Origin of the sequence: Caballeronia terrestris (assembly GCF_001544515.1) — a bacterium.
GTDB lineage: Bacteria > Pseudomonadota > Gammaproteobacteria > Burkholderiales > Burkholderiaceae > Caballeronia > Caballeronia terrestris.
The window spans coordinates 66744-81911 of record NZ_FCOL02000020.1 but is presented as its reverse complement, the minus strand read 5'-3'; the positions used below and the strand labels follow the sequence as shown (position 1 = coordinate 81911).

At 65.1% G+C, this 15168-nt stretch carries 11 protein-coding genes; 9 read left to right on the top strand and 2 right to left on the bottom strand.

From position 1 onward, the window contains the following. The first annotated feature begins 238 nt into the window (after window positions 1-238). From AWB67_RS18160 to AWB67_RS18150, 3 genes are read left to right on the top strand one after another with little or no spacing between them, the layout of a single operon-like run. Complete coding sequence (locus AWB67_RS18160) at window positions 239-3406, top strand: efflux RND transporter permease subunit (RefSeq protein WP_087657646.1); 3168 nt, start codon at window positions 239-241, stop codon at window positions 3404-3406. Window positions 3407-3436: 30 nt separating this feature from the next. Next, a complete protein-coding gene (locus tag AWB67_RS18155) occupies window positions 3437-4660 on the top strand; it encodes an efflux RND transporter periplasmic adaptor subunit (protein WP_087657645.1) in 1224 nt (407 codons plus the stop codon). Beyond that, window positions 4657-6111, top strand: coding sequence for an efflux transporter outer membrane subunit (locus AWB67_RS18150; RefSeq protein ID WP_087657644.1), 1455 nt, complete (start codon window positions 4657-4659; stop codon window positions 6109-6111). Before AWB67_RS18155 ends, AWB67_RS18150 begins: the two co-directional genes overlap by 4 nt. Before the next feature lie 10 nt (window positions 6112-6121). On the opposite strand, the gene AWB67_RS18145 is transcribed toward AWB67_RS18150, so the two are convergent. Together AWB67_RS18145 and AWB67_RS18140 are read right to left on the bottom strand one after the other, a co-directional pair. Next, window positions 6122-7513, bottom strand: coding sequence for an FAD-binding oxidoreductase (locus AWB67_RS18145; protein WP_087657643.1), 1392 nt, complete (start codon window positions 7511-7513; stop codon window positions 6122-6124). Continuing rightward, on the bottom strand, window positions 7510-8499 hold the full coding sequence (locus AWB67_RS18140) for an isopenicillin N synthase family dioxygenase (RefSeq protein WP_087657642.1): 990 nt from the start codon (window positions 8497-8499) through the stop codon (window positions 7510-7512). The genes AWB67_RS18145 and AWB67_RS18140 overlap by 4 nt, the downstream gene beginning before the upstream one ends. Before the next feature lie 226 nt (window positions 8500-8725). Between AWB67_RS18140 and AWB67_RS18135 the strand changes: the two genes are divergently transcribed. The 6 genes from AWB67_RS18135 to AWB67_RS18110 all read left to right on the top strand — a co-directional run bounded on the left by AWB67_RS18135 (window position 8726) and on the right by AWB67_RS18110 (window position 15152). Further along, the gene (locus AWB67_RS18135; RefSeq protein WP_087657641.1) at window positions 8726-9553 is read left to right on the top strand and encodes a transporter substrate-binding domain-containing protein; all 828 of its coding nucleotides are present in this window, start codon (window positions 8726-8728) and stop codon (window positions 9551-9553) included. Window positions 9554-9593: 40 nt separating this feature from the next. Further along, window positions 9594-10244, top strand: a complete 651-nt coding sequence (locus AWB67_RS18130; RefSeq protein ID WP_087657640.1) for an amino acid ABC transporter permease — start codon at window positions 9594-9596, stop codon at window positions 10242-10244. A 9-nt stretch (window positions 10245-10253) separates the two neighbouring features. Further along, complete coding sequence (locus AWB67_RS18125; RefSeq protein ID WP_087657639.1) at window positions 10254-10916, top strand: amino acid ABC transporter permease; 663 nt, start codon at window positions 10254-10256, stop codon at window positions 10914-10916. A 35-nt stretch (window positions 10917-10951) separates the two neighbouring features. Further along, window positions 10952-11812, top strand: coding sequence for an amino acid ABC transporter ATP-binding protein (locus tag AWB67_RS18120; RefSeq protein WP_374729832.1), 861 nt, complete (start codon window positions 10952-10954; stop codon window positions 11810-11812). Between the two features lie 50 nt (window positions 11813-11862). Then, entirely contained in the window at window positions 11863-12639 is a 777-nt protein-coding gene (gene hutC, locus AWB67_RS18115) for a histidine utilization transcriptional repressor HutC (RefSeq protein ID WP_087657637.1), read from the top strand. Between the two features lie 182 nt (window positions 12640-12821). Next, window positions 12822-15152 carry a filamentous hemagglutinin N-terminal domain-containing protein gene (locus AWB67_RS18110; RefSeq protein WP_087657636.1) on the top strand — a complete coding sequence of 777 codons (2331 nt, stop codon included), beginning with the start codon at window positions 12822-12824 and terminating at the stop codon, window positions 15150-15152. The last annotated feature ends 16 nt before the right edge of the window (window positions 15153-15168 follow it).

Sequence of the window (15168 nt, the reverse complement as noted above, 5' to 3'; positions counted from 1 at the left end):
TGACGCTTTGCCCGGTCATCTTACTTGACTAAAGGTTTATATAACGCGTACCCGCGTGCATTCTTCATTCGTTTGTAAGTCTCATGTCCCTTTTCTGACCGTTCTGCCATTTTGGCGTCGGGTAGGCGTTGGGGCTCGCGTTCTACCATCCGTGAACCCTCCGACGCATGCCCGGCCACTGCCGCGGCGCGCTCCCCGTCCAACTTCGCTGATTGCCGATCTTTCGCCCCAAGCTCCAATGTGGATAGTCAACGTTGCGCTCAAGCGGCCATACACGTTCATCGTGATGGCCATCCTGATCCTGCTGGCAACACCTTTCGTGTTGCTGACGACGCCCGTTGATGTCCTCCCCGACATCAACATCCCGGTCGTGAGCATCATCTGGAATTACACGGGTCTCTCGTCGGAGGACATCGCCAACCGCATCACGTCCGTCAACGAGCGCAGCCTGACGACGACGGTGAACGACATCGAGCATATCGAATCGCAGTCGCTGCCCGGCATCGCGATCATCAAGCTCTTCCTGCAACCGACCGCGAACATCCAGACTGCCATCGCGCAAACGGTCGCCGTCGAACAGGCGCAGTTGAAGCAGATGCCCGCGGGCGCCACGCCGCCGCTCGTGATCAGCTATTCGGCGTCGAGCATTCCTGTGATCCAGTTGGGGCTGTCCAGCCCGAAGCTCTCCGAGCAGGATCTCAACGATACGGCGCTCAACTTCCTGCGCCCGCAGTTGATCACGATCCCGGGCGCCGCTGTGCCCTACCCTTATGGCGGCAAGACGCGCCTCATCTCCGTCGATCTCGACACGCGCGCACTGCTTGCAAAAGGTCTGACGCCGTCCGACGTCGTAAGCGCGGTGAATACGCAGAACCTGATCCTGCCGACCGGCACCGCGAAGATCGGGCCGAAGGAATACACGATCGACATGAACGGTTCACCGGGGACCGTGGCGGGCCTGAACGACATTCCCGTGCGCACGGTGAACGGCGCGACCACGTACCTGCGCGAAGTGGCGCACGTGCGCGACGGTTTCTCGCCGCAGACCAACATCGTGCGCCAGGACGGCCATCGCGGCGTGCTGATTTCGATTCTGAAGAACGGCAGCGCCTCGACGCTTTCCATCGTGAGCACGTTGCGCGGACTGTTGCCGGGTGCGCGTGCCGCGTTGCCGCCTGACCTGAACATCACACCGCTCTTCGACCAGTCGGTGTTCGTGAAGGCATCGATCCAGGGGGTTGTACGCGAAGCGCTGATCGCCGCCGCGCTGACGGCCGCGATGATCCTGCTCTTTCTCGGCAACTGGCGCAGCACCTGCATCATCGCGGTATCGATTCCGCTGTCGATTCTGTCGTCGCTGCTCGCGCTGCATGCGCTCGGGCAGACGATCAACATCATGACGCTCGGCGGTCTTGCGCTCGCGGTGGGTATCCTCGTCGACGACGCGACAGTGACCATCGAGAATATCGAGCGGCACCTGCATTTGGGTACGAACCTGCACGACGCGATTCTCGAAGGCGCGGGCGAGATCGCGGTCCCGGCGCTCGTATCGACGCTTTGCATCTGCATCGTGTTCGTGCCGATGTTCTTCCTGACCGGCGTCGCGCGGTATCTGTTCGTGCCGCTCGCGGAGGCGGTCGTGTTCGCGATGCTCGCGTCCTACGTGCTCTCGCGCACGCTCGTGCCGACGCTCGCGATGCTGCTGATGGGCCACGCGCACAAGCCCGACTCGAACGCGAAGCAAGGACTCTTTACGCGTCTCTACAAGCGCTTCGATCGCGGCTTCGAAAAAATGCGCGCGGGCTACATCGTCATTCTGAGCAGCCTGCTCGTGCGGCGGCGTCTCTTCGGGACACTCTTCCTCGGCTTTTGCCTGCTGACGTCGGGGCTCGTCTTCGTGCTCGGTGAAGATTTCTTTCCGAGCGTCGATGCGGGCGACATCCGCCTTCACATGCGCGCGCCGACCGGCACGCGGATCGAGGAAACTGCGCGCCTTGCCGACGAAGTGGAAAAAGTGGTGCGCGAAGTCGTGCCCGCGACGCAGCTTGCCACCGTGCTCGACAACCTCGGCCTGCCCTATAGCGGCATCAACCTCTCGTACAGCAACGCGGGCACGATCGGCACGCTCGACGGCGAAATCCAGTTGGCGCTGACCGAGGACCACGCGCCGACGCAGACCTACGTCGACAAGTTGCGCGCGATCCTTCCGCAACGCTTTCCGGGCGTCGAGTTCTTCTTTCAACCCGCCGACATCGTCACGCAGATCCTGAACTTCGGCCTGCCCGCCGCCATCGACGTGCAGATTTCCGGCGCGAACCAGCAAGCCAATTTCGAAGTAGCGAGCAAGCTGATGAAAGCGGTGCGCATGATTTCGGGCACGGTCGATACGCACATCCAGCAAAAGCTCGACGAGCCGACGATCAGCCTACAGATGGATCGCACCCGGCTTCAGCAACTCAACCTGAGCGCAGCCAACGTCGCGCAGAACGTGCTCATATCGCTCTCCGGCAGTTCGCAGACGGCGCCCGCGTTCTGGCTCAACCCAAAGAACGGCGTCGAATACACGCTCGCGATCCAGACGCCGCAGTACCAGGTCGGATCGATCGACGAATTGCTGCGCACGCCCGTGTCAGGTACGGCGAGCGGCCAGCCCCAACTGCTCGGCAATCTCGTGCGCCTGCAGCCGAAATCCGAATTCGCGGTCGTCACGCACTACAACATCCGGCCTGTCATCGATCTGTTCGTGAGTGTGGAGGGGCGCGACCTCGGCAGCGTGGCGCGGCAAGTCGACAAGCTCGTCGGCGCATACGGCAAGGCGCTTCCGCGCGGCAGCCAGATCACCGTGCGCGGCCAGGTGCAGACCATGCGCAGTTCGTTCTTCGGCCTGGGCATCGGGGTCGCGATGGCGATCGTTCTGGTGTATCTGCTGATCGTCGTGAACTTCCAGTCGTGGGTCGATCCGCTCATCATCGTGAGCGCGTTGCCGGCGGCGCTCGCGGGCATCGTCTGGATGCTCTTTCTCACCGGCACGCACCTGAGCGTGCCCGCGCTGACCGGCGCCATCATGACGATGGGTGTCGCGACCGCGAACAGCATCCTGATGGTCTCGTTCGCCCGCCAGCGGCTCTCGGCCGGCGTGCCGCCGCTCTCCGCCGCGCTCGAAGCGGGCGCGAGCCGCATCCGGCCGGTTCTGATGACCGCGTTCGCGATGATCATCGGCATGATTCCGATGGCGCTCGGCTTGGGCGAAGGCGCGGAACAGAACGCGCCGCTCGGCCGCGCGGTGATCGGCGGGCTCTTGTTCGCGACCGTATCGACGCTCTTTTTCGTGCCGCTCGTCTTCGCCGGCATCCACAGCCGCCTCGCGCGGCGCGCCGCAGCGCGCGGCGACGGCGATCATGCGTAGCCCCACATCCCTTTCGATTGAACGACTGAAATGACCGAGAAAACCCATGCATTGCTCGCGATACCGGCGCGAGATCCTAACGAAGGTCCCGCGCTGCCGCCGCGCAACGTCGAGTGGAAGCGCGCAAAGATTGCGCTATGGATCGTGCTCTTTCTGCTCGCACTGGGCGCCGTGCGAGCCGTGGTCGTCGACATCATGCACAGCCGTTCGATCGACGCGACTACGCGGCAGAACACGCGCCAGTACGTGAATATCGTCACGCCGAAGCAGCCTGATCGCGGCGGCGAGACGCTTTTGCCCGGCACGCTGCGCGGCTTCGTCGAGTCGCCGATCTTCGCGCGCGCGACCGGTTATCTGCTGCACTGGTACGTCGATATCGGCGCGCGCGTGAAGCAGGGTCAGTTGCTCGCCGACCTCGACACGCCCGAGATCGACCAGGAACTCGCGCAAGCCGTGGCCCAGCGCGAGCAGACGAACTCGAGTCTCGGCCTCGCCAAGAGTTCGCTCGCACGCTGGCAGCAATTGCGCGGACGCGATGCGGTCTCGCAGCAGGAACTCGATGAACGCCAGAGCACGTATAACCAGGACGTCGCGAATCTCGCAGCGGCCGACGCCAACGTGCGGCGTCTGAAGCAACTCGAATCGTTCAAGCGGATCGTCGCGCCGTTCGCGGGCGTGGTGACACAGCGTAACGTCGATGTCGGCGATCTGATCGATGCGGGCAGCGGCGCGAGCCGCGCGCTCTTCGCGCTGGCGCAATCGGACCCGTTGCGCGTATACGTGCAGCTTCCGCAGGCGTATGCGCAGAACGTGACGAGCGGGCAACAGGTCGTTGTGACCCAGGCGGAATTGCCCGGCGAGCAGTTTCGCGGCACGATCACGCACATCTCGGGCGCGATCGACGTGCCCACGCGCTCGCTGCAAGTCGAAGTGACGCTGCCCAATCCCGACGGCAAGCTGAGGCCCGGCGCCTATGTACAGGTGGCGCTGCCGTCGGCGACGCATGCGCGGCTGCTCGTGCCCGGCAACACGCTGCTCTTTCGCGCGGAAGGTCCGCGCGTGGCCGCCGTCGATGCGAACGGTGTGGTCCATCTGCACAAGATCGTGATCGCGCAGGACCTCGGGCAGTCGCTCGAAATCGAAAGCGGCATCGACGCGACGGACAAGGTCATCGTCAATCCGAGCGATTCGATCGCGGATGGCGATCAAGTCGTCGTCGCGGCTGCGGCGCCGAACCGGAAGCCGGCATCATGAAGCACGCGCGTGCACCGCTTTTTGCCGCGTTCTGTGCTGCGCTGTTATCGGCCTGCACGGTCGGCCCCGATTACGCCCGTCCGCACGCCGACGCCCCGCCCGCCTGGAAGACCGATTCGTACTGGCGGCTCGCCGAGCCGTCGCATGCGCCGCTTGCGCCCGACTGGTGGCTCGGCTTCGACGATCCGTTGCTCGACACGTTGATGACTCAGGCGCTCGCGCAGAACGAAACCCTTGCCGCCGCGAGCGCGCATTATGCGCAGGCGAAGGCCACGCTCGCGAACACGGCGGCCCAGCGCGTGCCGGAGATCGACCTTAACGCGCAGGCGTCGCGTTCGCGGATTTCCAGCAACCGGCCGCTCACCAGCTATGCGCAGGCAAACCACTCGACGGTGCAGAACGACCTTCAGCTTGGACCCACCATCGACTACGACACGGACCTCTTCGGTCGTATCCGTCGACAGGTCGAAGGTGCGGCGGCATCGGCGGATCAATCGGCCGACGATCTAGCCAACGCGCGGCTCATCCTTACGACGGACCTCGCCACCGATTACTTTTCGATGCGCGAGCTCGATGCCGAAATCGACGTGCTCGATCGATCGGTGGTGCTACAGCAAAAGGCGCTCGACTACGTGACCGCGCAGCACGATCTGGGCGCAGTATCGGGGCTCGACGTGCTGCAACAGCAGTCGCTGCTCGACTCCACACGCGTGCAGGCGCGCTTGCTGCACACACAGCGCGCGCAATTCGAGCACGCGATCGCGGCGCTCACCGGTGTGCCCGCGCCGCAGTTTTCGATCGAGCCGAAGCTGATCACGAGCACAGTTCCCGTGATCCCGCTAGGCGTCCCGAGCGACGTGTTGCAACGGCGTCCCGACATCGCATCGGCCGAGCGCGCGATGGCTGCCGCGAACGCGCAGATCGGCGTCGCGAAGGCTGCGTTTTTTCCGAGCGTCACGCTCAACGGCAACGTCGGCTGGGAGAGCACGCAGTTCGCGAATCTCCTGAGCGCGCCGAGCCTGCTCTGGATGCTCGGCACGACGGTGGGGCAAGTCGTATTCGATGGCGGCCGGCGCGCGGCCAACGTCGACTTCGCGAACGAGGGCTATAAGGCTGCCGAGGCGAATTATCGTCAGACGGTGCTCAACGCGTTTCAGCAGGTGCAGGACGGGATCGTCGGACTGTCGGTGCTCGACGACGCCGCGAAGGAATCGCACGCGGCCGTAACCGATTCGCAGCGCCTGCTGTCGCTCGCGAACGATCGCTACTCGGGCGGACTCGTCGCGTATCTCGACGTCATTACCGCACAGCAATCGCTGCTGCAAAGCGAACGCCAGGACGTACAGATTCGCGGGCAGCAGTGGAATCTTTCGGTGGCGCTCGTCAAAGCGTTGGGCGGTGGCTGGGATGCGGCGTCGATTGAACAGGTCACTTCGCGCACGCCGCGATAGCGCTGCATGCTCAGATCAGCTTGCCCGGATTGAGGATGCCGTTCGGATCGAGCGCGCGCTTGATCGCGGTCATCGCGGCGATTTCTTCGGGCGAGCGCGAGAGGGGCAGGAACTCGCGCTTGAGCAAGCCGATGCCATGCTCCGCCGACACCGATCCGTGATACGGCACGATGAGGTCGTACACGAACGCATAAACGTCGTGATGCGAGACGCCGGGCACCGAGTGTCCATCGACGGTGACGTGCAGATTCGAATCGCCGATATGGCCGAAGTAGTACGAGCGGTTCGACGGCCAGCGTGCATCGAGCGCAGCGCGGCATTCGCCGACGAAGCGTCCGATCGATCCGATCGGCAGGCTCACGTCGAAGTTGATTGGATCGAGCCGCGCCGGAAACTCCGCCGTGCATTCGCGGATGCGCCAGAGCGCGCGCGCATCGCTCACCGACTGCGCGACGATCGCATCGCGCACGGCGTTCGCATCGAATGCATCGGCGAGGAAAGTAGCGAAGCGCTCGCCGGTGTCGCTTGCATCGAAACCCGCGTGCTCGATCAGCGCGTAAAGCGGATACGCCGCTTCGAACGGCGAGCGCGCCGATGGCGTGAGCGACACGCCGAAGTCGAAGAAGTCCGGCCACATGATTTCGAACGCGCCGATGTCATTGCCGAAGCGCGCCGAGAGCGAGCGCAACAATGCGACCGCGGCATCGTATCCATCGACCGCGACGAGCGCCGTATGCCGCGACGCGCGCGGCGGATGCAAGCGCAACACGGCGCGCGTGATGACGCCAAGCGTCCCTTCGGAGCCCACGAAAAGCTGCTTCAGGTCGTAGCCCGTATTGTTCTTGATCATCTTGTTCATGGAACTGAGCACGGCGCCGTTCGCGAGTACCGCTTCGATTCCGAGCACCTGCTCGCGCGCCGTGCCCGACTGGATCACGCGATTGCCGCCCGCATTCGTCGCGAGATTGCCGCCGATCTGGCACGACCCGCGCGCGCCGAGATCGAGCGCGAGTTCGAAGCCCGCCGCTTCGGCTGCTTCCTGCGCGGCCTGCAGCGTGGTGCCGGCGAACACGGTCATCGTGGCCGACGCCGTGTCGATTTCCTCGATGCCCGCGAGCTTTTCCAGCGAGAGCGCGATGTCCGTCGCGCTTGCAATCGCGCCGCCCGCGAGCCCCGTCATGCCGCCTTGCGGAACGACGGGCTGGCGCGCCTCGTAGCAGATCGCGAGCGCGCGCGAGACTTCCGGCGTCGAGCGCGGCACGAGAAGCGCGGCCGCGCGCGCCGGCGCGTGATGCGTCCAGTCGGTCATCGAGCGCTCGCCGATCTCGTCGCCGACGCGCACGCGATCGTCGCCCAATGCTTCGCGCAGCGCTGCAATCGTCGCTTGCAAAGGCGCGCTCATGCCGCCGATCCCTGCTGCTCGGCCGCGCGTTTCTTCCTATAACCCATCGAATCGTTGATGCGCCCGAGGATGTAGTCGCCCGCCGCTACCGGCGCGTGATGCACATCGGCGGCCGGCGTGCCGAGATCGGCCGGATCGACGGTTGCGCCGTAGGTCGGATCGTAGAACGTCGCGATCGAATAGCGCTCGCGGCCCGACGAATTAATCACGCGATGCAGCGTCGAGCGAAAGCGATCGTTAGTCCAGCGCGCGAGCAAATCGCCGACGTTCACGACGAAGCTGCCGGGAATCGGCGGCGCGTCGATCCATGTGTCGTTCGCGATCTCGCGCACTTGCAGCCCGCCGACCTGATCCTGCCACAGCAGCGTGATGCAACCGTAGTCGGTGTGCGGGGCGACGCCGAACTGATCGGTATCGGACTGCGGCGGCTGCGGCGGGTAATAGACCATCTGCGTGCGCTGCATGCGCTTCGTGTAGCGCGAAGCGAAAAAATTTTCGTCGATGCCGAGACTCTTCGCGACCGCGCGCAGCAGATGACTGCCGCATTCGCCGATGGCTTCGTAGTAGCCGTAGAGCGCGGGCTGCAGTTCGGGCATGAAGTCCGGCCAGTTGTTCGGGCCGCGCAACGCCTGGCCCGCTTGCACATCGGGATCGTCCTCCGGCAGTTCGAGGCCGATGCTGAAGAACTCCTTGTAGTCGGGGCGCTTCGCCTGATACATCGTCGCGTCGCCGAGCGAGTTGAAGCCGCGATGCCGGTGATTGACCGCTGCGCGGCGTTTGGTATCGACGGGGAATGCGAAGAATTTGCGGGCGGCTGATTCGGCTGCGTCGATCACGGGTTGCGGGACGCCGTGATTCACGATGTAGAAGAAGCCGATGGTGGTGCAGGCGTCGCGAATCTCCCGGCCCACGCGTTCGAGTGCGGCTGGGTCGCCTGTACGGACGCCTGCGAAGTCGATGAGAGGGATAGCTGTGGGGGACGGCATCGGCGGGGTCCTCGTGAATGACAGAGATACAGGGCGCGTCACCGGTTGTATATACCGCCAATTCGTGAGGTGCAAGTTGCGGTGCAGCGCAAAAAGACGGCGCTTCTTCTAAGGGTTTCCCACCCGTTTTTTCTTTTTGGCCGCTGAAATTTCGCGGTATATACTGCCTCGCAACCTCACGCTATTCGACGAAAAAAACCCGCTTCGCACCTCCGGAGACTCACTCATGAAAGTCCTTGCAGGCTGGAAAAGTCGTGTGCTGATGCTGGCACTGTGCGCCGCGAGCGTGTGCGCCCACGCCGAAGATCAACTCGCGAAGGTCAAGAAAGCGGGCGAGCTAGTCGTCGGCACGGAGATGCAGTTCGCCCCGTTCGACTTCCTCGAGAACGGTCAGCAAGCGGGCTTCAACAAGGACCTCTTCGCCGAAATCGGCAAGGAGATGGGCGTGAAGGTGCGCTTCATCGACCTGCCGTGGCCGAGCGTGCTCCCCGGCCTCGAAGCCGGCAAGTTCGACATGGTCGGCGGCCCGATCACGGTCACGAAGGCGCGCATGGAGCGCTACACGTACACGCTCCCCGTCGCCGACGCCACCGACGCCTTCCTCAAGCGCGCCAACGATTCGAGCCTCAAGCAATCGTCCGATGTAGCGGGCAAGACGGTCGGCGGCGGCAAGGGCTCCGCGCAGCTCGACCAGCTCAAGACCTACGCGGCCACCCTGCCGAAGCCGCCGGAAATCCGCGAATACGTCGACAACAACCAGGCCTACGCGGACCTTGCGGCGGGCCGTATCGTCGCGGTTGCCAATTCGATGACCAACATCGCGTATGTCGCGAAGCAGCGGCCCGAGACGTTCGCCGTGGTGCAGCCGCCGTTCGGTGCGAAAGTGTATTTCGCGTACTGCCTGCGCAAGGACGCGGACAGCAAGCCGCTCGCTGATGCCTTCAACAACGCACTACTCAAACTCAGCAAAGACGGCCGCCTTGCAACGCTGCAAAAGAAATGGTTCGGCGTAGCGATGGAAGTCCCCGCGACGCTGCCCACGCCGAACTACTGATCCGGCGTCAGGCCAAAAAAGCACTGAACACGGACCCGCTATGTTCAGCATGACCGTCTTCCTACAAGGCATTCCGCTGCTGTTGCAGGCGGCGGTCGCGACCATCGGCATCTCGCTCGCCGGGCTCGTGATCGGCTTCTTCGTGGCGATCGGCGTGTGCTCGGCGCGGCTCTCGCCGCATCGCGCGTGGCGCATGGCCGGTGGCGCGTACGTGTTCTTCTTTCGCGGCGTGCCGATGCTCGTGCAATTGCTGCTCGTCTATTACCTGCTGCCGTTCGCAGGCATCAACGTGCCGCCGCTCGTCGCGGCGATCAGCGCGGTTTCGCTTTGCTCCGCGTCGTACATCGCTGAGATCTTGCGCGGCGGGTTCCTCAGCATCGCGCCGGGGCAGATCGAAGCGGCGCGCATGCTCGGCCTCGCGCCCTTGGATACCCTGCGCCGCGTCCTCGTCCCGCAGGCGTTCAAGCTGACGCTGCCGTCGCTCGTCAACGAGATGGTGCTGCTCATCAAGGCGTCGTCGCTGATCTCGGTGGTCGGCATCGCGGAGATCACGCGCACCGCGCAGAACATCGCCGCGAGCACTTATCGGCCGCTCGAAGCGTATGTCGCCGCGGGCATCATCTACTTCGTGATCTGCGGCGCGCTCTCGCTCGTCGCGCATGCCGCCGAAGTCCGGTTGCAGCACGCCTGAGGCCACGTCATGCAGCAATTCGATCCGTCCGTCATCACGCACAATCTGCCCGCGATCGGCGCCGGACTCGCGACGACGCTTGGCACCTGGATCGCGGGCGTCGTGCTGGGGCTCGCGATCGGTTTCGTCATTGCGCTCCTGCAACTCGTATGCGGCCGATGGGTGCGCGGCATTCTGCGCGCATACATCGAACTCTTTCGCGGCACGCCGTTTCTCGTGCAGCTCTTTTTGCTGTACTACGGCGGACCGTCGTTCGGCATCACGCTCGAACCAATGACAGCGGGCGTGCTCGGCCTCGGCCTCTATGGCAGCGCGTATTTCGCCGAAGCGTTCCGTTCGGGCTTTCGATCGGTGCCGCCGGGGCATCTGGAAGCGGCGTCATGTCTTGGCATGTCGCGCTGGCAGGCTGTCGTGCGCATCCAGATTCCGCAGATGTTCGTGCTGATCGTGCCCGCGCTCGTCAACCTGATCATCGTGCTCAGCAAGGAGACGGCGGTGCTCTCCATCGTGACCGTTCCCGAGCTCACGTTCGTGATGACGGGCATCGGCTCGGCGACGTTCGCCTTCGTGGAGACGCTGCTCGCGCTGTGCGTCTGCTATCTGCTGCTCGTCGAACTCGCGTCGCGCGCGGGACTCTGGGCCGAAGCTCGGCTCACGCGCTTCATGGCGTGATTCATGGATGGATACCAGGTAAACCGATGACCGTCATGATCGATCTCCCCGCCCCCGCCTCCGAGCCCGCCGTGCTCGAAGTGCCGCCGCCCGCGCCGCTGATCGAAGTGCGCAACCTCGGCAAGCGCTTCGGTGAAGTGGAAGTGCTACGCGGCGTCGATCTCGACATCGGGCGATCGGAAGTCGTGTGCATCATCGGTCCGTCGGGGTCGGGCAAGAGCACGCTGCTGCGCTGTCTCGCGGCGCTCGAAACCTACGACGAAGGCGAGGTGCGCATCGAAGGGGAACTGCTTGGCTATGGCGAGCGCAACGGCCGGCGCGTACGCGCGTCGCAGGGCCAAATCAATCGCGTGCGGCGCAACATCGGGATGGTGTTCCAGCAGTTCAATCTATGGCCACACATGACCGCGCTCGAAAACGTAATGGAGGCGCTACTGCGCGTGCGCCGCTTGCCGCGCGCGCAGGCGAAGCAGCGCGCCAACGCAATGCTCGACACCGTCGGCCTCGCGCACAAGGGCGACGCGTATCCCGCGAAGCTCTCTGGCGGACAGCAACAGCGCGTCGCGATTGCGCGCGCGCTCGCGATGGAGCCGCACATCATGCTCTTCGACGAGCCGACGTCCGCGCTCGATCCCGAACTCGTCGGCGAGGTGCTGCAGGTGATGAAGCAGCTTGCGCGCGACGGCATGACGATGGCCGTCGTCACGCACGAGATGGGCTTCGCCGCGCAAGTCGCCGACAAGGTCATGTTTATCGATCAGGGACGCATCGCCGTGCAGGGCCGTCCGCGCGAAGTCTTCCACGACGCGGAGCATCCGCGCCTGCGCCAGTTCCTGCAGAACTACTTCGACCGCAACGCGTTCTGGACGCGCGGCAGCGAAGGGACGCCGCTGTGAGCAAGACGACGCGCATCGTGCGTGCAACGCTTGACTGAGGAGAAGGCGCCATGTCGGGAACGATGCACGCACCACCTCCGGAAGCCTCTCTTACCGAACCCGAAGCCCCGCTCGCGCGCTATGCGCAGGTCAAGACCTACATCCGCGGCAAGATCGAAGCGGGCACATGGCAGCCGGGCGATCGCATTCCGTCGGAGCTGAACCTCGTCGAATCGCTCGGCGTCTCGCGCATGACGATCAACCGCGCGCTGCGCGAACTCACCGGCGAAGGCTGGATCACGCGCCTGTCGGGCGTCGGCACGTTCGTCGCCGAAGCGAAGCCGCAGTCGACGCTCTTGATGATCGCGCACATCGGCGACGAGATTCGCGCGCGCGGCCACGAATACACCTACGAAACGCTGCTCGTGCAACGCGAGAGCGCGCCGCCCGCGGTATCGAATGCTTTGAGCCTGCCGCCGAGTTCGTCGGTGTTTCATCTGATCTGTGTGCATCGCGAGAACGGCGTGCCCGTGCGACTCGAAGACCGCTACGTGAACCCGGCCGTCGCGCCCGCGTTTCTCGATCAGGATTTCACGTCGGTGCGGCCTTCCGAATATCTCTCGGCGACGGTGCCCGCGCACGAAATCGAGCACGTCGTCGATGCGTGCCTGCCGACGCGCTCCGAAGCCGATCTGCTCGAAATCGCGGCGCACGAACCTTGCCTCACGCTCGTGCGCCGCACGTGGACGGGCAGCGTCGCGGTGACGTTCGCGCGTTTCGTGCATCCCGGGTCGCGCTATCGGCTGGGATGCCGCTTCAAACCCGACGATTCTCGCTATCAAAGCTGAAGTACGCGCAATCCGCAGACGAATCGCACCGCACGCATTTACAGAAAACGCATTTAAAAGCGGCCGCTGGTTCACTACACTGATCAATGGATTCGCTGCGTCGTCACCGCCTCCGCGTTCGCCGCGCATGACGCATCAAGCAACCCCGCAACAATAGAACGAACTGTCACGGGATCCGAACCATGACGGGCACAGTCGCTGCATGCCGCGAGCCGCGCGGCATCGGCCGGGTACGCCTGGCCTTGATCACCGCTCTTTGCGCTTCCAGCACGTGCGCGATCGCCGCGCCGGGCGGGGGGCAAGTCGTCGCCGGTTCGGGTTCGATTTCGGCGAGCGGGTCGAATACGGCAGTGCAGCAGAACTCCAGCCGGCTCGTGATCGACTGGAATTCGTTCGGCACGCGTCCCAACGAATCGATTACGTTCAGTCAGCCGGGCGCGCAGGCGATCGCATTGAATCGCGTCGTCGGACAGAATCCGTCCGTGCTGCTAGGCCGGCTCGACGCCAACGGGCAGGTGTTCATCGTCAATCCGCGCGGCGTGCTGTTCGGCGCGGGATCGACGGTCAATGTCGGCGGGTTGATCGCGTCTACGCTTCAGATCTCGAACCGCGATTTCCTGCACGGCCGCTACGCGTTCCACAAGGACGGCGACGGCGGCGCCGTCGTCAACCAGGGCTCGATCGCCGCCGCGCAGGGCGGATACGTCGCGCTGATCGGACGGCGCGCCGTGAACGACGGCTCGATCAAAACGCCGGGCGGCTACGCGGCAATCGCAGCCGGAAGCCGCGTCACGGTGACGCTCGGCGATCATCAGATGGTCGGGCTCGTCGTCGAGCAGGGCGTGCTCGATGCGCTCGCGTCCAATCGCGGCCTTATCGAATCGGACGGCGGGCAAGCGCTGCTCGCCGCGAGCGGGCGGGACGCGGTGCTCGCGGGCGTCGTCAACAACAGCGGCGTGATCGTCGCGCACAGCGCGGTCAGCCAGAACGGCGTGATCCGGCTCGTCGCGGATTGCGGCACGGCGCTCGTCGGCGGCGTGCTCGATGCGTCGGCGCCGAACGGGGGCGACGGCGGCATCATCGAAACGTCGGGCTCGCGCGTGAAGATCGCACCCGACGCGGTTCTCTCGACAGCGGCGCCGCAGGGCACGACCGGTGTCTGGCTGATCGCCGCGCGCGACGTCAACGTCGGCAACGGACAAGGCCGCGCGGACGTCACCGGCGCCGCGCTTTCGCGCGCGCTTGGCACGACGAACGTCGCGATCGGATCGGCCGATCCATCCGCAATGAACCCCGGCACGATCGCCATCAACGATGCCGTGACGTGGAACACGTCGAACGCGCTCGTGCTCGTCGCGGGCGACGGCATCCGCGTGAACGCGCCGGTCAGCGCGCCTGGCGGCGTCGTGCTATTCGGCACCAGCGCGACGGTGACGCAGACCGCGCCGATCACGGCGGCAGGCGTCGCTCTCGACGGCAGCCGGGGCCAGTATCGCCTCGACAATGCATCGAACCGCATCGGCATCGTCGCAGCGAACGCCGGGTCGGTCACGCTCGTAGACAGCGTGCCGCTCACGGTGGGTGCGGTCGGGACCGTTTCGGGCATCACGGCTTCCGGCCCGGTCACCTTGCACGCGCCGACGATTACGCTAGACCCGCCGATCGTCAGCACGGCGACAGGCACCGCGGTGACGCTCGTGGCCGACGCGGGCTTCGTCAACCTCATCGGCCCGAACGCGATTTCGACGCCGAATGGACGCTGGCTCGTCTTTTCCAGCAACCCGGACGCCGACACCTTCGGCGGCCTGCAAAGCGGCAACCTCGCGTTGTGGGGCGTGGCGCCGTCGAGCGGGAGCGCCGTGCCGGCTGCGGCGAGCGGCAACCGCTTCGTTTTCGCGGTGCAGCAACAGGCCGAGCTGACCGTGAGCCCGGACATCGCGAAGACCGTCGGCATGACGCGCGTGCTCGGGCCGCAGGACGTGTCGCTGAGCCTGCGCTATACGGGCGCGTCCTACGGCAACGCATTTACCGACAGCCCCACGACGCACGAGCCGTTCACGTTCACCGTGTCGAGCGCCGGCACGGGGCCGGACGCGGCGCCCGGCATCTATACGATCACCGTGACGCCGGGGTCCGCCTTGCCCGCGGGGTATCGCGTCGTCACGTCGGGCGGCACGCTGCGCGTCGCGGGGACGGCGCAACCCGTGCCGCCTGTTCCACCTGTTCCGCCTGTTCCACCGATTTCGCCTGAGGCACCCGAAGCGCCTGCAACACCGATCGCGACGGAGCCGCCCGTGCTGAGCGCGCCACCCGTGCTGACCGCGCCCGCCGTCATCAACGCGGTGCAAACCGTCGCCGCCGAAACAGCAGACGATTCCGGTCGCACGGCGCTCGCGCTCCCCACCGGCCTGGCGCGGCCCGTGACGCCCGTCGTCCAGACGACGAGCGACCCCGCGAGCGACGGCAGCCGCCTGCCCGACGACGCGTGGCCCGGCAACGTATGCCGGATGTGATGCGTCGTCATCGTCG